Below are 19978 nucleotides of genomic sequence, written 5' to 3' on the forward strand. Positions count from 1 at the left end.
TCGGAATAGTTAAATATTGAAATTTATCAGTAAATTAAAAGGAATGAGATAAATTGGTCATATTTGATTTTCAATTTAATAAATAGAAGGGAAAAGAAATGATATTGTTCAGGATTATTATGCTAATTCGGTTTTCTCTTTTATTACTGAGTCAGGTCAAATATTTTAACTAATTAAATCACTGTAATGCATTGTAACTTATTAAATATATAGGAATTCTCTGTTATACACTGGGAAAATGCTGACTTTAAATAGAGTAAAATATCGTTTTTTATTTAAAATAAGTGAATTATGCCTTTCGTTTTCTATGCTCCCATTTATATGTTAAATGATTAAACCGATAGTTTGTTAATAATTGAAGACAGAAATTAAAGTTGAATGAACTGAGCTACCGGTGAAATAGATTAGGTAATTATGTAAGTAAAGAAGGTTGAATCATGGTTGTTTTAAATAATTTATTTAATTTCCTGAGTCTTAACCTCACGCAATTAGGGGGCATGTAATGGCAGATTCAGGATTGGTTTTTACTCTTACGGTAGGTAATCTCCCAGAGCAAACTTTTGCGGTGGTTGAATTTACCCTTAATGAAGCGCTATCGACGTTGTTTTGTCTGGAAGCGACATTAACCAGCGCTGACCCGGATATTGATTTTACCGATGTGCTGGATAATTCTGCAACACTGACTGTCTATCGTGACGGCCAACCAGAGCGCAGCGTGACCGGGATTGTGACTCAGTTTGAACAAAACACGACAGGTCGTCACCGTAGTCATTACTCCCTGACACTGCATTCCGGTTTATGGCGTGCGGGGTTGCGGGTGAACTCCCGTATTTTTCAGCATCAGTCCGTTACCGATATTGTCGGAATATTGCTGAAAGAGAATGGTGTCATAAACTTCACTTGTGATCTGCGTTATGCGCATCCTGAACGGGAATTTTGTGTGCAATATGATGAGAGTGACCTGACATTTCTCCATCGTTTATTGGCTGATGAAGGGATATTTTATTATTTTGTGTTTAACCAAACTAAGGGTGAACCGTTAGTTGTTTTTGTGGATTCTTATCGGATAAACGGCAATCATTTGCTGCCTTACCGTCCAGAATTGGATAGCACAGGGAGCCAGTGCTGTATTAATCAATTTCGTTGGTGTGAACGGGTTGGAATAGCGCGTGTTATTTTGCGGGATCGCACGTTCAAAAATCCCCGGTGGACTGCTGACTATTACTATCACGAACGCCAACTTAACCATCAACGTTCAGATTTGCACAGTTACGATTATTATGATTTTCCTGGACGCTATAAAGACGAGATTGGTCAGCGAATAAGTCAATATCGTCTGGAAGCGCTTCGTCGTGATGCAATGTTTGGGCAAGGGAAAAGTGACTGTTTCGTTCTTTCGGCGTCGTCGGGGTTCACACTTACTGATCACCCGAAAGAGAAATTTAATGCTCTTTGGCAAGTGATTCAAATCACTCATTACGGCAAACAACCGCAGGCGGATGAATCCCGTTTTGGCGAGTCAGGCACGACTTTAACCAACTACTTCACCTTTGGAGATTGTAATCGGGTATGGCGCCCTTCTCCTTATCCTAAACCGCAGATTGATGGTTTGCAGATTGCGACTGTTGTCGGGCCGGAAGGAGAAGAAATCTTTTGTGATGAATATGGACGGGTGCGGGTGCAATTTGCCTGGGACGAATATGGCAAATTTAATGACCAGAGTTCCTGTTGGATCAGAGTCAGTCAGGCTTGGGCCGGTCAGCGCTGGGGGATGATTGCTATTCCGCGGGTAGGTCAGGAAGTGCTGGTGGCTTTTTTGCATGGCGATCCGGACCAACCGATTATTATTGGGCGAACCTATCATGCCAGCAACATCGTGCCGAACCCTCTACCGATGGCAAAAACTCAGATGTCAATCCGTTCAAAAACCCATAAAGGAGATGGTTTTAACGAACTGCGTTTTGAAGATGAGAAAGATAAGGAAGAAGTGTTTATTCACGCTCAGAAAAATCTGGCGATTCAGGTACTCAATTCCTGTGATGAACAAATTAATTACAACCGCACAACCCGCATTGGACATGATGACGAACTGGTGATTGCCAACAACCGTAAAGTGACCGTTGAAGGGCAACAGGAATATAAAACGACGGGTGACTATATTGATCAGGTTGATGGTGATAAAACTTTGCAAGTCAAAGGTGATGTCATACAGAAGATACAGGGCGTACTTAGCGTTGATATCCATGATGACATCACGATAAAGAGCGGGGGCAAAATCACCCTGAAAGTAGGCAATAGTTTTATTGTCATCCATGACGGCGGTGTAGATATCAAAGGTTCATCTATTAACCTGAATTCGGGTGGCAATCCCGGCATCTCATTACAACCGACTAATCCAGCAATTTTACAAAGTGCGGCTCATGCCGGTTCGATGTTTGTTGCACATTGTCCGATGGAGAAAAATCAATAATGGATAAAGAAAAACTTTATGCGGTTGTTGATGCCGCAGTAGAATCCCAATTGCTCCTGATATTGGAGCATTTTGATCCCCCTTTCACTTGTCTTTATGATGAATCTTTACCACCTGAATTACTGAAAGTTGCACCTTATTTAGTGGAAGTAACAGAAAGGGTCCAACTCTATTTGGATGAATGGAAAACGCCTTGGGGAATTTACTTAAACACTCAGGCGGATATGAAAACATTACATCGGCATTTGCGTAAATATTTACAAGTATTGTTACCAGGTCAGGACAAACCGGTATTTTTTCGGTTTTATGATCCGCGCAATATCTGGGATTTTCTTAACGTACTGAGTGACTGGGAAATTCACTGTTTTATGGGGCCGATAGATAAAATTGCTACCTGTTATCAGGACAATATTCAACGTCATGATTTTCTTGCTATCAGAGAACAATATCCGCGGGGTGCAAGTAGTAAAAGAAAACTCTTATCGATAACGCCAGAACAACTGGAAAAGATTGATGTTGCTTTTACTGAACGTTATGTACAGACATTGGCGGCATTAATTATCGAATGGGAAAATATCGAAGGATTTGATTACGCGGGTTATATTCGGTCGCTACTTACCGAATTAGGAAATATCGGTATTACGGATGATCACAGTGTGCGGGGAATATTAAAATTATTCTTCGCGCAAAGATACCTATCTATTGAATTCGCGCCTGAACGCTGTAAACGTATATTAAATGATATTTGTGAGCCTGGGCATATACGAGCGGAAAAATTGCTATTGCAGGAGTTGGGGGATTCATCATCTCCTTGGTTTCACTTTAAAGACTAATTACTTTAATTTTGCCAGATATGGAGAAAGAAATATGGGTAATGCGGTAAAGATTGGTGATATTGGTACAGCGCATGGTGGTTGTGAAGCAACGCCGGTTATTTCGGGATCGGCCAGTGTAAAAGTCGATGGTATTCCTTTGGCTCGTCAGGGCGATATTTTGGCGCTACATTCATCTCATTCAAGAGTCATTGCTGGTGGTTCAAACACCGTTTTTATTGATGGTAAACCTGCTGCGAGAACCGGTGATGCGGTGAGTTGTGGCGGAATATTGATTGGTGGTGGTAGTGTTAATATTGGTTAAGGAAAAAATATGCTTTCAGTTAATATGCGCAGTGCGGTTTGTGATTGCAAAATCCCGGACCCCTGTATTCACAAATTAGTGTTAAAAGTCGGTAAACGGGTTTTCAATTATAACCAGATTGAACCGATTGGTGATATTTGGGTGATTGATGAAACCGGGGGTATCCCGGTGACTATTTCACTGGTGGGAAAAAGATGTATCACGGAAAATGCGCAATGCCCGCGGGCGATTTTTTATAGCCCGGATAATGCGGCGTTTCAATTTTATGAATTAGGTAAAAATCCGATAGCAGGGCCGGGCACGGATTATAAAATAAGTTTTTCCAGTCATAACCTGCCGGTCGATTTGGTAGAAAACGACCCGCTGAGTTTTATTGCCTCGTCATTATTTCAGCGGGGGGATCTGAATCATTTACCGCGGACAGATTATATTCTTACTCTGACGCAATGCTACGGCCAGCCCTTTGCCCAGCGTTCATTCTCTTTGCCGGACGATAAAGTGAAAGCATTGTTATTGGGCACGGTGGATGCCCTTGACACGAAAATTCATGTTTTGCCGCAATATGAATGGACGATTGATATAACCCTAGGGGCAGAGCAGGAAATACAGGAAAGAAGCGCGGAAGAGAGAAAAGCGGAAGCGCTAGAGAAAAGAAAAAAAGCCAATCCGAACGCGAAAAAGCCGGGTCAAAACTGGCATAAACACACGGCGGGTTATGAATTAACCAATACATTAAATATCGAAGGAAGTTTTGCTTACACCGTGGGACCTTATTCACGCACGCTGACCCGTGAACTGAAAAAAGAATTTAAAGAAAAACGCCATAAACTGGGTTTATTGAATAAAAGCAGTCAGGCGGTAGAGACCTTGCAAAAACTGTTTTCCAGTGAGGGCAGTCAGGAAATAAAACTGCTGAAAACGGAAATCCAGACGCCGGAAATAAAATTAGGCGGCGGCAGTAAACTGGTGAATGCCACGCATGGCAATGGGGCATATTTTGAGCATGCCGTTGAGGTGGCGTTATCGCCGCTGATTGGGGTGAAATTGCAGGTGGATTTAATTCAGGCATTTGCCACAGAATTCGGTGCGGAGAAATTAATTGCCTTAATTCGGGAGCAGGGGTTAAAGGGCAAGGAGGCAGTAGAAGAAGGGCGGAATGGGGCTTATCTGGGGGCGCAATTAGATATGATTCTGGAGGGCGCGTTAAATCTGTCATTTAAATATGCCAGCAATGAGGAGAGGGAAATGGAATTTCAACTGGGGGATATGGTGAAAGGGACATTAGCGATTAGAGCAGAAACTAATATACAGGTGGGGTTTAAATATTATCTGGTGGAGGGTTATTTTAAAGCGGATGCAGATATTGAAGCGCAGGGATGCTTTGAACTGGATAAGCAGGATAAGGGGTTATATCTGGTGTTTTTCCATGAGGGCATCACTGCCAGTTATTATGTGGAGTTTGGGATGGGATTAGTACCATCTGAAAATAATGGTAAATCTATTATAAAAGGGAGCAAAGTGGATAACAAAAAACAAAAAAAATGGGAGATATATCCGAAGTTACCAAAAGAAAAGTCGACATACAAACTGAGGTTATCGGAATGAGGAAATTTTTCTTATTTTCTATGACATTATTTTCACTATCAGCTTATGGAGAAAATACAATGGATAAAGTTAAATATATTGCTTATTTAGAAACAAATCAGGCATTTTGTGTACTCACAGTCAATGGGATCTATACTTTAAGTAATTTTGGCTCGATTAACGGTACTATATCAACTGGCTATAATATTGCAGTGATATTACAAAACGGTAAAAATGTTATCAGCCTTAATATGGGGCCATTAAGTGCTCGGGATGATAAATATGTTTATAAAGAAAAAGATGCAGAATGTAAGGTTCGATTAGTGAGGGTGACTCCCTACGATTCCAGGGAAGTTACGAATATTATCACCAAGGTAGCAGATAAAGATGGAATACTGAGACCTAACAGTATGCAGTCTATTAATTTTAATATTGATACTGCACAATCCAGTAGAATTGCTACGCAAGAATACCCTGATGAGTTTTATTATCATACGGAGCGGACGGTAACATTAAATGATTTGCCTGCTTGGGCCTGGACGACGGCTACCCCTTTGCCGAAAACAGAAGCAAGCACGGAGTTGGTTAAAAAAGCCTATGAAGATATCTGGCAGATAATGAAAAACAAAGATTTAGCGGCATTACAGTCGGCGGCTAAATTAATGTTGTATGAACATGCGCTGGCTAATGATAGTACAGAACAAAGTTATTTTGATTCTTTAGACTTCAAGAGAAATTTTGACGACGGTTATCGGGCCATACCGATAGACTGGAGAAAATATAAGCTGGTGCGTTATCTGGGGGGCCGGTTATTCAGGTTTGAAATTGAAGATAGCAATAATTCACCATTGTTAATTAGAGATAAGGATGGTAAAAATGGCCGCACGTTTAGCCCGTTTTTCTCTTTAATCAATGGAAAAGTGGTGATTTCAAGATAGCTATGGTTTGTTTTAACTCACTCAGTATTAACTGTTTTTGCAGTTAATACTGAGAAAGAAGGAAAAAATATGCTTTCAGTTAATATGCGCAGTGCGGTTTGTGATTGCAAAATCCCGGACCCCTGTATTCACAAATTAGTGTTAAAAGTCGGTAAACGGGTTTTCAATTATAACCAGATTGAACCGATTGGTGATATTTGGGTGATTGATGAAACCGGGGGTATCCCGGTGACTATTTCACTGGTGGGAAAAAGATGTATCACGGAAAATGCGCAATGCCCGCGGGCGATTTTTTATAGCCCGGATAATGCGGCGTTTCAATTTTATGAATTAGGTAAAAATCCGATAGCAGGGCCGGGCACGGATTATAAAATAAGTTTTTCCAGTCATAACCTGCCGGTCGATTTGGTAGAAAACGACCCGCTGAGTTTTATTGCCTCGTCATTATTTCAGCGGGGGGATCTGAATCATTTACCGCGGACAGATTATATTCTTACTCTGACGCAATGCTACGGCCAGCCCTTTGCCCAGCGTTCATTCTCTTTGCCGGACGATAAAGTGAAAGCATTGTTATTGGGCACGGTGGATGCCCTTGACACGAAAATTCATGTTTTGCCGCAATATGAATGGACGATTGATATAACCCTAGGGGCAGAGCAGGAAATACAGGAAAGAAGCGCGGAAGAGAGAAAAGCGGAAGCGCTAGAGAAAAGAAAAAAAGCCAATCCGAACGCGAAAAAGCCGGGTCAAAACTGGCATAAACACACGGCGGGTTATGAATTAACCAATACATTAAATATCGAAGGAAGTTTTGCTTACACCGTGGGACCTTATTCACGCACGCTGACCCGTGAACTGAAAAAAGAATTTAAAGAAAAACGCCATAAACTGGGTTTATTGAATAAAAGCAGTCAGGCGGTAGAGACCTTGCAAAAACTGTTTTCCAGTGAGGGCAGTCAGGAAATAAAACTGCTGAAAACGGAAATCCAGACGCCGGAAATAAAATTAGGCGGCGGCAGTAAACTGGTGAATGCCACGCATGGCAATGGGGCATATTTTGAGCATGCCGTTGAGGTGGCGTTATCGCCGCTGATTGGGGTGAAATTGCAGGTGGATTTAATTCAGGCATTTGCCACAGAATTCGGTGCGGAGAAATTAATTGCCTTAATTCGGGAGCAGGGGTTAAAGGGCAAGGAGGCAGTAGAAGAAGGGCGGAATGGGGCTTATCTGGGGGCGCAATTAGATATGATTCTGGAGGGCGCGTTAAATCTGTCATTTAAATATGCCAGCAATGAGGAGAGGGAAATGGAATTTCAACTGGGGGATATGGTGAAAGGGACATTAGCGATTAGAGCAGAAACTAATATACAGGTGGGGTTTAAATATTATCTGGTGGAGGGTTATTTTAAAGCGGATGCAGATATTGAAGCGCAGGGATGTTTTGAACTGGATAAGCAGGATAAGGGGTTATATCTGGTGTTTTTCCATGAAGGGATTACGGCCAGTTATTATGTGGAGTTTGGGATGGGGATTGCTCCGCCTAAAAGTAATAGCGATTCTGCTAAACAAAAAGACGGAAAAGATAGTAAAACACAAAAAAAGTGGGAGATATATCCAAAACTACCAAAAGAAAAATCGACATATAAACTGAGGTTATCGTAATGAAAAAGATTTTTTTATTCTTCATGATGTTATTTTCACTATCATCATCCGCTTATGGGGAAAGTACAATGGATAAAGTTAAATATATCACTTACTTAGAAACTAATCGGGCGCGTTGTGTCCTGAGAGTCAATGAAATATATACATTAAGTAGCCTGCATTCAATTACTGGTACTATATCGACCGGGTATAATATTGCTCCGATACTGCAAAATGGTAAGAATACTATCTATATCGAAATGGCGCCATTTAGTGATGCAAAGGAGGGATATATTTATAAAGATAAGGATGCGGAGTGTAAAGTCAGGTTGGTAAGAGTGACACCTTACCAGTCCGATGAAATCACAAATATTATTACCAGTGTGGCAGATAAAAATGGCACGTTAGAGCCTAATAGTATGAAATCTGTTAATTTCAATATTGATACCGCTAGCTACAGTAAAATTACGGAAAAAAACCTTAAAGATAGGGGATTCTATTACGCAGAGCGAACAGTGACATTAAATGATTTACCTGTCTGGGCCTGGACGACGGCTACGCCTTTGCCGGAAACGGAAGCAAGCACGGAGTTGGTTAAAAAAGCCTATGAAGATATCTGGCAAATCATGAAAAACAAAGATTTGGCAGCATTACAGTTGGCGGCTAAATTAATGTTGCATGAAAATGCGCAGGCTAATAACAGTACAGAACAAAGTTATTTTGATTCTTATGATTTTAAGGAAGATTTTGATAACGGTTATCAGGCGGTACCGATAGACTGGAATAAATATAAACTGATACGTTATATGGATGGTCGCTTATTCCGGTTTGAAGTTGATAAAAGTAACAACTCCCCCTTATTGATGGAAGATAAAAATAACAGTGAAGATGGATTTACGTTTAACCCGTTTTTCTCTTTAATCAATGGAAAAGTGGTGATTTCAAGATAGCTATGGTTTGTTTTAACTCACTCAGTATTAACTGTTTTTGCAGTTAATACTGAGGAAGAAGGAAAAAATATGCTTTCAGTTAATATGCGCAGTGCGGTTTGTGATTGCAAAATCCTGGTCCTTTTGTTTCGTAATTGACCATGTTTTCTAGATTTAGTTTTGGTTACTGTGTTATTTGATTTCTCTTTTGATCTTTTTTCCAAAAATCGTTACGGTATAACGCTTAAAGCGGGTAGGTTTCAGAGCGCCATCGCATGGAACCGGTTGAAAGCAATAACCAATATTAAAAAATAATCTTAAGGATTGTGCATGTACCACAATGAACATCAAATAATGAAAGCCGTTTATGATTACTTTTATGGTCAGATTGATGATAATGGCGCTATACCTATTGACCTACGTGTGCCTTCCTTGGTTGGTACAGTTCAAGACGATCCCTTTGATTGCTTGATTGAACAAAAACTCCAACAAGCATTTCCTGAATTGGAAGTTGTTCGTTCAGGTAAGCTGACTACTCCTGATATTATTATTCGTGACAAGCAAACAGGTATCATTGTTGGAGTTGAAGTTAAAAAGCTAATTCAGAAGCCGAATGGCGCTGATTCACGTGGTCTTACTATGGATTACAATAGTTGCTTGCCGTGCGGAACTGCTCTGATAAAGATGGACAATGCAATAGTCGATATTCCTTGTTTATTACATGTACGCATTATTGAGCAATGACAGTAGCAGTATTGTCACTTTTATTTTGATGCATGGTGATTTCATCAATTATGACTTTAATCTTTATAAAAAAGCCAAAGTTGCGAACCAAAGCGAGTATAACCATGGTCCGTATGGTGAGGGCTCTGTTCGTCATCGGGCAATGTATACGTACCCTAATCCGCTAAACTATAAATTAAAGTGTTTTCATACAAGAAAGGTTTTTGTAGCGAAAAAATTTGATTGTGAAAATCTTCAGATATCGCACCTGGCTACAGAAGAAGTATCAAGGTATGACATTTACGAAAACAACTTTTTATACAATATCATTGATAATGGTAAACCTGATCAATCTGTTCTGATTGAAGATATTTTTGCTGACTGCAAAGCACGTATAGCAAAACCGCGTACATCTGTTTCTATGCCAGTGTTAATAAAATAATATGAAGTATGTCATTGAAAATGATTTCCCTTTCGAGCAGATTGATCCAATTGCGGAAATCGAAAGTTACAGAAAGGAAATTAACCGTCCCATCTACCACATTCATAAGTGGTGGGCGAAGCGTTTAGGAAGTGTATTCCGTTCTATTGTTTCTGGTGCTCTTACTGAAGGTCAATGGAAGGATTTTTACAAATATCAAAAACATCCCGGAAAGGTTGTGCTTGATCCTTTTATGGGTTCGGGAACCACATTGGGGGAAGCGGCAAAGCTTGGAGCAAGTATTATAGGATGTGATGTTAACCCAGTGAGTACATTCTTAGTCACACAAGCAATGACTAGCGTGAATATAAATGAACTGAAAAAAGAATTTAAATCCATTGAACGGGATGTAAAAGAGGAAATCCTTTCCTACTATACGACAATGGTTCCCGGCGCTTCAAAATCTACTCCAGCACTTTACTATTTTTGGGTGAAGGTTGTTTCCACGCCAGAGGGGGAAGAAATTCCGTTGTTTTCAAGTTATGTATTCAGTAAAAATGCCTATGCTAGCAAGAAACCGGATTCGCAAATATGGTGCCCGTCATGCGAATCTATTATTGTGGAGAAATACAATAGTACTGACATTAAATGCTCTTGCTGCTCACATAACTTTAACCCCCAAAATGGACCTGCCAAGGGAACAAAAATTGTTGACAGTAAAGGTAATGAATACAAAATTAAAGAGCTGGTATCTAGCAAAGAGTATCCACCAAAGCATAAATTGTATGCCATCATGGCGCTTAACGAAGCAGGTGAAAAGGTCTATATCAAACCGACCCAATATGACTACGACCTTTTTAATGAAGCGTGTGAACGTCTTTCCCTGATCAAAGGTGATCTTCCATTACCCACCATGAAGGTTAGACCCGGATATAACACAAACCAAGCACGTGGATATAATTATAATAATTGGTGTGACTTCTTTAATGAACGTCAATTGTTATGCCTTGGATTATTGCTTCAGCGGATATTGAAGATTAAAGATAAGGTGATTCGAGATCATTTTGTTTGCCTGTTCAGCGGAACACTTGAATTTAATAACCTGTTTTGTAGTTTTAAGGGAGAGGGTACTGGTGCTGTTCGTCATATGTTTTCGAACCATATTTTGAAACCAGAGAGAACACCGTTAGAAAATAGTGTATGGGGCACACCGGGAAAAAGTAGTGGTACATTTTCGACATTATTTGAAAGTCGTTTGATTAAGGCGAAGACCTATCTTGATGAACCCTTTGAAGTATTCATTAAAAACAATGGGGTAAAATGTTTTTCAAAGAAAATCGTTTGCAGTGATCCGATAAGGGTAAATCCTACCCAGTCATGGGAAACGTTCAAAAACGCCTCTCAAGGTGCTTTGATTTTGAATGCGGACAGTTCTTCACTTCCTATCCCTGATTCATCGGTTGATGCTGTAATTACTGATCCACCGTATTTTGATTTTGTTCACTATAGTGAATTGAGTGACTTTTTCTATGCTTGGCTTTCTAATGCGCTTAGTGGCGAATATGGATATTTGAATAGGAAAGATTCATCACACGAAAACGAAGTCCAAGATAGGGATAACGAAAGTTTCACAAGGAAAATTTGCAGTATTTTTAAGGAATGCAACCGAGTGCTTAAAGAAGATGGTCTCTTGTGTTTCAGTTATCATCATTCGACGATAGACGGTTGGATGGCAATATATGATTCTGTCACTAAAGCCGGTTTTGACATTGTAGCTGCTCACCCGGTAAAAGCTGAAATGTCTGTTGCCAGCCCTAAAAGCGCAGCAAAGGAACCTATCAATCTTGATGCAATTTTGGTTTGTAAAAAGGAAGTTAATCCGCCAAAAATTGAGAACCCACAGGATGAAATCTTTTCCCGATTCAGTGATTATATTGAACGATTCGACGTTGTTGAAAGAAATCTAAGCGCAGGAGACTGCTTTGTAATTGCTTGTTCTCAGGCAATTACGGTTGCTTCATGCCTTCGAATGGATAGAGAATCGACGATTGACCTGATTAAATGGTCTGTTGAAATATGTGTTCAGCGTAAAAAGATATTGCTTAAATGATCAGACCAATAGGTGGATATTGATAATTTTGTTCAATCAATACGATTTTATCAATAGACTCTGATCGCCATATTAACAGTATGAAAAATAATAGGTACCGTACACAAAAACATGGGCGGCGGTATCAATATTGATTCTGTTGGGTATATGGGTATATATGTTTTAAGGAGTCTATTTGTGATATGGAAAAACGAACAAAACTTGCACTATCGTTTGTTTTTGTAGTAACATAACTACATGTTAAATTCAGGTAGGAGCTGCTGCCATGACTATTACGACTTTATCTAGCCGAGAGCTGAATCAGGACGTTACCCGCGCAAAGAAGGAGACCAAGAACGGCCCCGTATTCATCACAGACCGTGGTAAACCTGCTCATGTGCTGTTGAGCATCGAAGAATACCGGTTGCTTACAAAGCAGTATCGCAATATTGCCGATTCGCTGGCTATGCCGGGCGTTGCGGATATTGAGTTTGAGCCGCAGTGCGTGACTATCGAAACCCGTCCGGCTGACCTCTCATGATGTACGTACTCGATACCAACGTGGTGTCCGAACTACGAAAAGTTCGGGTTGGTAAGGCCGATCCGAACGTTGCAGCATGGACTGAAAGCGTCGATGCCGCCAGCCTTTATGTATCCGCCATCACTATCATGGAATTAGAGCTTGGTGTTTTGTTGATTGAGCGTAAGGACGCCACGCAGGGGGCCATGCTGCGTGCATGGCTGGAGCAACATGTTTTGCCGGAGTTTTCTGGGCGAACGCTACCCGTCGATACAGCCGTGGCGCAACGCTGCGCCCGGTTACACGTACCTGACAAGAGCTGTGAGCGTGATGCGCTTATTGCAGCGACGGCTCTTGTGCATGGTATGACTGTAGTCACTCGCAACGTAGCCGATTTTAAGTCCACAGGGGTGACGATCCTCAATCCGTGGGAGTAAATCCAATGGTGGCCGGAAAACAGTTGTTTTTCGACTGCTTTCGAATTCAAGTGGTTACCCCTAGCCCCCTTAATGCGACAGAACCGGAAAAAGAAGGATGGTTTATGTTACAAACCATCTAGGAAGGTTACCGGCTAGCCCAGTCTTTTGACCTGTAAATGTGATCAAGAGACAGGAATGATGGTGGGGTATTATCTGGCCTGTAATAGCACCTGTTGTAGAACCCCCGTTGGTGCTTACAGCACTTTATACCCAATAGATTTCAAGATGGATAGTGACGGCAAGGGAGCGAATCCCCGGGAGAGCCGGATATAAAATAATTAATTAAAATTACAACGTTTCTCCATTAACAGATGACCAATGATAAGGTTGTAATTCACGTATTGTTTTAAATAACAGCTCGTTTTTCTCATTAGTGACAGCCGCTTTTACGGAGCCTCCCCAATGAACCAGGCGTTCTTGACAGATTCCGCATGGTGTCAAAATGATATATTCACAACCGGCATCTTCACGACAGAGACATAAGGAGTGTGTTACTGCTTCATTCAGTTTATGGGCTTCTAAATAGGCACCAACTTCCATACAAAGAGATAACGCGTCATTTTTGGTATCAGGGGCAATGCTGGTTAATATTTTACCCGATTTTGTCCGTACTACGGCTGCACCACCCCATCCTTTGGGGTATCGTTTTTCAATTAAGTTAACCGCAGCATGATATAACTCTTGTTCTATATTCATTAATTTACTGCTCCATTAATATCTTCGAAAATAATTTTTTAGATGTTGTTAAAAATATATTATAAACTAAGATACTAATTTGGTTTAAAAAATGTTTTCAAATAACCATTCCACTGATAATTACGGCCAGTCGATTAAATAATTCACTAAACATACGTTCAGTAAATGGCGCTAACATGGGAATTAAAAGCGTTAGTACCAATATACCGGTGGTGAGCGTTAACGGAAAACCAACCACAAAGATGGAAAGTTGTGGTGTCATCCGGTTTAAAATCCCCAACGATAAATTCAACGTTAGTAATAGCGTGATCAATGGTAAAGCTAGCATCATGCCGTTGATAAATATCATACTGGCACTTTGTGCCAGAAGTAGAAATCCTTGAGCACTCAGTTGCAATGGTTGTACTGGAATAACCTGAAATGTATCTGCCAGAACTGATAATAACCACAAATGACCGTCAAAAGCCAAAAACAAAAGCAAAGTCAGAAGGTTAAAGATTCGTGCCAAAATAGGCATATTGGGGCCACCGGAAGGGTCAAAAAAGGTGGCGAATGAAAGTCCCATTTGTAAACCAATTATTTCACCCGCATGGCGCACGGCGGCAAAAGCAATTTGCATAGTAAGGCCGAGTGATGCGCCAATCAGGATTTGCTGGACCAGCACCCAAAATGCGGCGACAGAGAAAATGGGGACTTGGGCTGGTTGCAGGTTTGGCATCAAGAGCAGCGTTACCATCACGGCCAACCCGATTCTGACTTTCTTGGTGGCCTGTTTTTCACTGAATAATGGTGCAGTACTGAATAACGCAAGTACCCGAACCAGCGGCCAGAAAAATTCACTGACAAACTGGCTCAGCATTGCACTGTCAAAAGATATCATGATTAGCCAATTATCACGGGGATGCTGCTGTAGAGTTCACGCATGTAGTCCAGAAATAAATTCAGCATCCAGGGACCTGCGATAACAGTTGTGACAAATACCGCCAAAATTTTGGGAATAAATGACAGTGTCATTTCGTTAACTTGTGTCGCAGCTTGTAATAAGCTCACAATTAAACCACATAATAAAGCCGCTAAAAGCAGCGGTGCTGCCAGCGCCAGTGCGACTTCCATTGCCTCTGTGCCCAATGCCATTACCGATTCAGGAGTCATAATATTTGTCTCTTTTTAGGTCAACCGTAGAAACTTTGTGCCAGAGAACCCAGTAGTAATTGCCAGCCGTCAACCAATACAAACAACATAAGTTTAAAAGGTAATGAAATGGTGGCGGGGGGCACCATCATCATCCCCAATGCCATTAAAACACTGGCGACTACTAAGTCGATAATCAGAAATGGGATAAACAGGGTAAAACCAATCTGGAACGCGGTTTTTAGCTCACTGGTAATAAATGCTGGCATCAGGACTCGCATAGGAACCGAATCTGCTGTTTCAAACGGCGGTTGATCGGCAAGACGAGCAAACAGGGCTAAATCGTTTTCCCTTGTTTGACGCAACATAAATTGCCGCAAGGGTTTGGCTCCATTTTCTAAAGCGGTTTCCAGGCTGATTTTATCTTCACTGAAAGGCAGATAAGCATCCTGATAAACTTTATCGAAAACCGGTGACATAATGAAAAATGTCATAAATAAAGTCAGCCCCAGTAAGACTTGATTAGGTGGCGCCGATGGCGTGCCTAAAGCATTTCGCAGTAAACCCAGTACGATAATAATACGGGTAAAACTGGTCATCATTAGCAAAGCAGCGGGAATAAAACCCAGCGCGGTAATAAAAACTAAAGTCTGAACCGGCAGTGACCAGCTTTGTCCACCATTGGCGAGTGGTTGACTGATAATCCCTGGTAATTGTGCCGAGACATCCATGGGTAAAATAAGCGCAATAAGCGTAATCGCCAAGCGACATGACAACGCGAATTTATGGTTGGTCATAAAGAAAGAACTACTTTTTTTCATCATCCTTGCCTTGGCGCGTCAACGTATTTTTTAAAATCTGACCAAACAGTGCTGGTTTTACGGCTTGTCCTTCGGGGTTATTACGGCTGGATTCAGGTATTGGCATTTGATGTAACAAATTAATTTGCTGGGCAGTCACACCCAATACTAGCCAGTTATTTTCGACTTCCACAATAACGACACGTTCACGTTGCCCAAGAGAGCAACTGGCTTTGATACTCAATTGTTGCTGAGTTTTTCCTTTACCAGGCATTAGCCCCATACGGCGTACTAACCAGGTAATGGTGAAAATCAACAGCAAAACCCCCGCCAGCGCACTGCTGACTTGCATCAATGTTTGACCAGCGGGAAGTGGGGTGGAGGTTGCTACCTGAGTAACAGCCTGAGTTTGCGCGACAGGTTCTGTCGCGCCATTATGCAGAGAAGGCTGGAAAGCCATGTTAGCGACTCAAGCGACGCATACGTTCAGAAGGTGTAATGATATCGGTAATACGGATACCGTATTTATCCGATACAACCACCACTTCACCCTGAGCAATCAGGTATCCGTTGATTAAAATATCCAACGGTTCCCCGGCAAGACCATCAAGAGAAACGACTGAACCTTGGGATAATCTTAGCAGTTGTTTAATCGTCATTTTTGTCCGGCCCAGCTCTACGGATAGTTTGACTGGAATATCTAAAATCAGGTCAATATCCGATAAGTGAGCCAGTGCATCCTGAGGCTCCAGAGATTCAAAAATCGCCGCGTTACTGTCAGAGGTTTGTTGTTGCGCGGCCTGTTGTTCCAGAGCTTCTGCCCACATATCTTCGGCAGATCCGGTTGCAGCGGTATCTGTGGGTTGCTTAGCATCACTCATTGGGCTGTTCCTCATCCAGAGCATTTAAAACAGGGTTAATAAGATGTTCGACACGCAGGGCGTATTGCCCGTTTAATGTTCCGTATTGGCTGGTGAGTACTGGCACACCGTCAACGTGAACGATCAGGCGTTCGGGTTTATCAATAGGCAATATATCGCCCGGCTGAAGTTGCAGGATTTTTGACAACCTCAACGGGATATCTGCAAAGTTAGCGACCAGTTCCAGTTCTGAGTGTTGAACCTGTTTTACCAGGCTTTCCCGCCATAGGCTGTCTTCCTGCCGGACATTTTCCAGCGGTGGGTTGGTCAATCGTTCCCGTAATGGTTCGATCATGGCAAATGGAATACAGATGTTAAATTCACCACTTAGTGCCCCGATTTCCACCTGAAACGGTGTTGTAACAACAATATCGTTCGGTGATGTGGTGATGTTGGTGAATTTCACCTGCATTTCAGAGCGCACATATTCCACTTCGATTTTGAAAATGGAGTCCCAGGCATCACGATAGGAGTCCAACGCCATCCGTAGCATCCGGTTAATCACCCGCTGCTCGGTATGAGTGAACTCGCGACCTTCTACTTTGGTCGGAAAACGCCCATCACCACCAAACAGGTTATCTACTGCGATATAAACCAGGCTCGGCGCGAATGCAAACAGCGCTGTTCCCCGTAATGGTTTCAGATGCACCAGATTAAGGTTGGTCGGTACCGCTAGATTACGGGCAAATTCGTGATAAGGCTGGATTTTTATTGCACCGACCGTAATGTCAGGACTCCTGCGGAGCATGTTAAACAACCCCATCCTGAAATGACGGGCAAAGCGTTCATTAATAATTTCCAGTGCTTGCAGGCGTTCCCGGACAACACGGCGTTGTGTATTAGGATCATAAGGGCGAACCTCATTTTCCCTGGACGCAGTATTTTCCGCATCGTCACTGGCACTGTCGCCATTGAGCAGAGCATCAATCTCTGCCTGTGAAAGAATATTGTCACTCATGCTGATTATCGCAGAATAAACGTGGTGAACAGTACATCGGTGATAACCTGATCCGGCTCACCTGGTACCAATGTTGGGCTAAGCGTTTGTTTGATGTCAGCCATCAGACGCAGTTTGCCGTTGTCATGAGCCAGCTCTGCTGATTTCTGGCGTGATAGTAGTAACAACATACGGCTACGAATTTCCGGTAGATACTCATGGAAGCGCTGGCGGGTTTTTTCATCGGCTAAACGTAAAGTCACACCGATATAGAGCACACGGTCAAAGTGATCTTCGTTGTCGATAAGATTGACGGTAAAAGGCTCCAGAGTCATAAATACAGGGACCTCTATGGTTTTTGATGCCACTGAGTCACTCTCTCCTGCCTGTTTAAGTGCCCACCAACTGTATCCCCCGATGGCGGCACCGATAACGGCAATCAGTACTAACAATATTATCCAAAATGGATTTTTGCGTTTACGCTCGTAGCTATAGTCAGACATGGACAGATAAATTCCTGTTTTCGTTGCGGACAAGTATCCACTCATTCCGTGGTGGACTTGCTTATCCATCAATATCGGTAGTAATTATCCCGCGTATTTTCGCTGGCAATAGCTGGAACAAACGGGGAAAAAACCACTAACTCGTTCGTTTGTTTGTTATGAACCTCGTTGATAACCTTCATTTTTCAAGTTGCTACTTTGTTGGCTGCTTTTATTTACCCCAGTCACATCGTTATCTATGCTCCTGGGGATGCATTCTCTTGCCGCCGCACTGCAACTTGAAATCTATTGGGTATAAATACTTTCCACCATCAGGCGAAAATATCTACACCTCCCCGGACTGATGCCAGTTGATGAGGTGTTAAATTTATGGTGGATTCGGTAGCAACAAGGGTTTCTGGTGAGGTGTTAGCGTTATGGTCTCTGCCGTTGCCGGAATTTTGTGAACCAGACCGTTGTTCTTGTTGCCACGGGCTGGAGCTGTCACTGCTGATACTGCTTTGAGTCAGTTGAATGCCACTTTCTGCTAAAGCATGACGAAGGCTAGGTAATGCCGCTTCTAGCGCAGCCCGGACATGGCTGTGAGCCGATGCCAGATGTAATTGGGCCTGATTATCTTCAACAGACATACGAATTTGTAATGCACCCAGTTCTTGTGGATGCAGGCGTAGTTCTGCCTGTTGCAGGCCGTTGCGGTTAAACAGCATGATTTGCTGGTTTAATTGTTGCTGCCACTCTTCACTACCCAACTGAGCATTCAGTAAAGGTGTTGAAGCACTGGATAATTGAAACTGTGTTGTCTGATTGTGCCCTGCAGAGAGCAGGGGAGAGGTTGTTACAGCGGAGATTTGCCCGGTTTGTTGATTTTCAGTGGCGGTCGGCGCGGGCTGGATCTCAGCTTGAGTGGTGGTCTGAATCAGTACGGATTCACGTGGATGATTTTGCGTTGTACTTTCAGGTTGAATTCCGTGCTGAATAGTTGCCGGGGCAAGCTTGGATTTTACTGGAGAATGTTGCACCAGTCCGTTTTCAGGCTTGATTTTAAAAAGCACCTCCGCCTTTTCTTCTTCCTGTTTTAGCTGCTCTGGAATCGTTGTCAGAGGATTTTCCTCAGTCGATAAGCCCGTAACAACTAATTCTTTAGCAGTAATTTGACGGTTTTTATCATTATGCTTGATAAGTCCGTCGGGCTGGAGGAGGCTACTTTTCTGGTTTTCTGAGCTGATAGCTAACCCGGATAATTGTACGGGTAAACTTGCCGCCAATGCTTCTGCTGACATGAGTTTTTCATCAACAAGAACTGGCTGTTTGTTTACTTCTACTTTTACATCAAGGGGAATCAGTGAGGAGTTAATAGATTCCGTTGGTATTTCAGGGGAAATAGATAATAAAGGTGATAAATCGTTGTTGGTATCATCCGTGATCTCTTTTCCTTCTTTAGATGATATTTTTCCCGGTTTAATCATACCTTTCTGTGCCGGTTCGGTTTCCAGATTAAGCAATTGAGCAAAAGCCGAAGGTTGCTCGGAGTCAGTGAGTGAATCACTGTACATTTGCGGGTTTTCTGCCGATTTCAGGTCAGCAGGCAAAAGAGTGATATTCATTATTTATTTCTCCATTGTGCGCTACGTTGGGCATACTCATCCATTTGTTTTTGCTCCGTTCGGTTCTGATGTAATCTTCGGTTGTTATCCGCCCGCTGTTGCAAAGTATCAAAGGCATTGAGACGCTGCTGTTTTTCCCGCCACTGTAATAAAGCGGTATCAAGCCGTTGTTGCCATTGATTGAGTTGCAATTTGTGCTGTTCAACCGCTTTTTCCAGCGTTTTCATGAATTGCTGATAGTTTTGCCAGGTTGTACATGGCATACCGCTACTGAGTGTGTCGTTCAGGCGTACTCGGTACTCATCTTGATAACCTATCAATGTTGCAAGTTGTTGCTCCATTTGCTGATGGTTTTGACGAACCTGTGCAAGGTGAGTGGCTGCTTTTTCCACCGCATTTTGTGCAAGTTCACGCAAGGTTATGAGAGGTGATTGTTGCTGCATCTTATTCCTCGCT

General features: G+C 42.2%; 22 protein-coding genes. 12 read left to right on the forward strand and 10 right to left on the reverse strand.

The genetic code is table 11. The features are described 5' to 3' along the window. Nucleotides 1-502 precede the first annotated feature (502 nt). The 12 genes from AM629_RS08800 (at nucleotide 503) to AM629_RS08855 (ending at nucleotide 12889) form a co-directional block, all read left to right on the forward strand. Nucleotides 503-2470, forward strand: coding sequence for a type VI secretion system Vgr family protein (locus tag AM629_RS08800; protein WP_054478105.1), 1968 nt, complete (start codon nucleotides 503-505; stop codon nucleotides 2468-2470). After that, nucleotides 2470-3303 (forward strand): DUF4123 domain-containing protein, encoded by an 834-nt coding sequence (locus AM629_RS08805; RefSeq protein ID WP_054478106.1) that lies wholly within the window; start codon nucleotides 2470-2472, stop codon nucleotides 3301-3303. Before AM629_RS08800 ends, AM629_RS08805 begins: the two co-directional genes overlap by 1 nt. Nucleotides 3304-3337: 34 nt before the next feature. Next, the gene (locus AM629_RS08810) at nucleotides 3338-3607 is read left to right on the forward strand and encodes a type VI secretion system PAAR protein (RefSeq protein WP_054478107.1); all 270 of its coding nucleotides are present in this window, start codon (nucleotides 3338-3340) and stop codon (nucleotides 3605-3607) included. Between the two features lie 9 nt (nucleotides 3608-3616). Then, nucleotides 3617-5212, forward strand: coding sequence for a hypothetical protein (locus tag AM629_RS08815; protein WP_054478108.1), 1596 nt, complete (start codon nucleotides 3617-3619; stop codon nucleotides 5210-5212). Between the two features lie 59 nt (nucleotides 5213-5271). Further along, a complete protein-coding gene (locus AM629_RS08820) occupies nucleotides 5272-6129 on the forward strand; it encodes a hypothetical protein (protein WP_235525433.1) in 858 nt (285 codons plus the stop codon). Between the two features lie 69 nt (nucleotides 6130-6198). Then, nucleotides 6199-7791, forward strand: coding sequence for a hypothetical protein (locus AM629_RS08825; RefSeq protein WP_054478110.1), 1593 nt, complete (start codon nucleotides 6199-6201; stop codon nucleotides 7789-7791). Beyond that, nucleotides 7791-8720 (forward strand): hypothetical protein, encoded by a 930-nt coding sequence (locus AM629_RS08830; protein WP_054478112.1) that lies wholly within the window; start codon nucleotides 7791-7793, stop codon nucleotides 8718-8720. Before AM629_RS08825 ends, AM629_RS08830 begins: the two co-directional genes overlap by 1 nt. 309 nt (nucleotides 8721-9029) lie before the next feature. After that, nucleotides 9030-9443: a hypothetical protein gene (locus AM629_RS08835; protein WP_054478114.1), complete on the forward strand. Its 414-nt coding sequence runs from the start codon at nucleotides 9030-9032 to the stop codon at nucleotides 9441-9443. Further along, nucleotides 9421-9864, forward strand: coding sequence for a hypothetical protein (locus tag AM629_RS08840; RefSeq protein ID WP_152911988.1), 444 nt, complete (start codon nucleotides 9421-9423; stop codon nucleotides 9862-9864). Before AM629_RS08835 ends, AM629_RS08840 begins: the two co-directional genes overlap by 23 nt. A gap of 1 nt (nucleotide 9865) precedes the next feature. Continuing rightward, on the forward strand, nucleotides 9866-11953 hold the full coding sequence (locus tag AM629_RS08845) for a DNA methyltransferase (RefSeq protein WP_054478119.1): 2088 nt from the start codon (nucleotides 9866-9868) through the stop codon (nucleotides 11951-11953). A gap of 265 nt (nucleotides 11954-12218) precedes the next feature. After that, nucleotides 12219-12473 carry a type II toxin-antitoxin system Phd/YefM family antitoxin gene (locus AM629_RS08850; RefSeq protein ID WP_054478120.1) on the forward strand — a complete coding sequence of 85 codons (255 nt, stop codon included), beginning with the start codon at nucleotides 12219-12221 and terminating at the stop codon, nucleotides 12471-12473. Further along, a complete protein-coding gene (locus AM629_RS08855) occupies nucleotides 12473-12889 on the forward strand; it encodes a type II toxin-antitoxin system VapC family toxin (protein ID WP_054478208.1) in 417 nt (138 codons plus the stop codon). Before AM629_RS08850 ends, AM629_RS08855 begins: the two co-directional genes overlap by 1 nt. 330 nt (nucleotides 12890-13219) lie before the next feature. Here AM629_RS08855 and AM629_RS08860 read toward each other — a convergent pair whose 3' ends face one another. The 10 genes from AM629_RS08860 to fliJ form a co-directional block, all read right to left on the reverse strand. After that, nucleotides 13220-13627 carry a cytidine deaminase gene (locus AM629_RS08860; RefSeq protein WP_054478121.1) on the reverse strand — a complete coding sequence of 136 codons (408 nt, stop codon included), beginning with the start codon at nucleotides 13625-13627 and terminating at the stop codon, nucleotides 13220-13222. A 97-nt stretch (nucleotides 13628-13724) separates the two neighbouring features. Next, complete coding sequence (fliR, locus tag AM629_RS08865; RefSeq protein WP_054478124.1) at nucleotides 13725-14507, reverse strand: flagellar biosynthetic protein FliR; 783 nt, start codon at nucleotides 14505-14507, stop codon at nucleotides 13725-13727. Nucleotides 14508-14509: 2 nt separating this feature from the next. Beyond that, nucleotides 14510-14779 (reverse strand): flagellar biosynthesis protein FliQ, encoded by a 270-nt coding sequence (fliQ, locus tag AM629_RS08870; RefSeq protein ID WP_054478125.1) that lies wholly within the window; start codon nucleotides 14777-14779, stop codon nucleotides 14510-14512. 20 nt (nucleotides 14780-14799) lie between these two features. Further along, nucleotides 14800-15489 carry a flagellar type III secretion system pore protein FliP gene (gene fliP, locus AM629_RS08875; RefSeq protein WP_149616773.1) on the reverse strand — a complete coding sequence of 230 codons (690 nt, stop codon included), beginning with the start codon at nucleotides 15487-15489 and terminating at the stop codon, nucleotides 14800-14802. A 76-nt stretch (nucleotides 15490-15565) separates the two neighbouring features. Further along, a complete protein-coding gene (gene fliO, locus AM629_RS08880) occupies nucleotides 15566-16018 on the reverse strand; it encodes a flagellar biosynthetic protein FliO (RefSeq protein WP_083451905.1) in 453 nt (150 codons plus the stop codon). A gap of 1 nt (nucleotide 16019) precedes the next feature. Then, a complete protein-coding gene (fliN, locus tag AM629_RS08885; protein ID WP_054478126.1) occupies nucleotides 16020-16439 on the reverse strand; it encodes a flagellar motor switch protein FliN in 420 nt (139 codons plus the stop codon). After that, a complete protein-coding gene (gene fliM / locus AM629_RS08890; protein ID WP_054478127.1) occupies nucleotides 16432-17436 on the reverse strand; it encodes a flagellar motor switch protein FliM in 1005 nt (334 codons plus the stop codon). Before fliM ends, fliN begins: the two co-directional genes overlap by 8 nt. 5 nt (nucleotides 17437-17441) lie before the next feature. Beyond that, the gene (gene fliL, locus AM629_RS08895; RefSeq protein WP_054478128.1) at nucleotides 17442-17918 is read right to left on the reverse strand and encodes a flagellar basal body-associated protein FliL; all 477 of its coding nucleotides are present in this window, start codon (nucleotides 17916-17918) and stop codon (nucleotides 17442-17444) included. Between the two features lie 311 nt (nucleotides 17919-18229). Further along, nucleotides 18230-19522: a flagellar hook-length control protein FliK gene (locus AM629_RS08900; RefSeq protein WP_054478129.1), complete on the reverse strand. Its 1293-nt coding sequence runs from the start codon at nucleotides 19520-19522 to the stop codon at nucleotides 18230-18232. Further along, nucleotides 19522-19965: a flagellar export protein FliJ gene (gene fliJ / locus AM629_RS08905; protein WP_054478132.1), complete on the reverse strand. Its 444-nt coding sequence runs from the start codon at nucleotides 19963-19965 to the stop codon at nucleotides 19522-19524. Before fliJ ends, AM629_RS08900 begins: the two co-directional genes overlap by 1 nt. Nucleotides 19966-19978: the final 13 nt, after the last annotated feature.

It is taken from the genome of Photorhabdus heterorhabditis, assembly GCF_001280945.1.
Classification (GTDB): domain Bacteria; phylum Pseudomonadota; class Gammaproteobacteria; order Enterobacterales; family Enterobacteriaceae; genus Photorhabdus; species Photorhabdus heterorhabditis.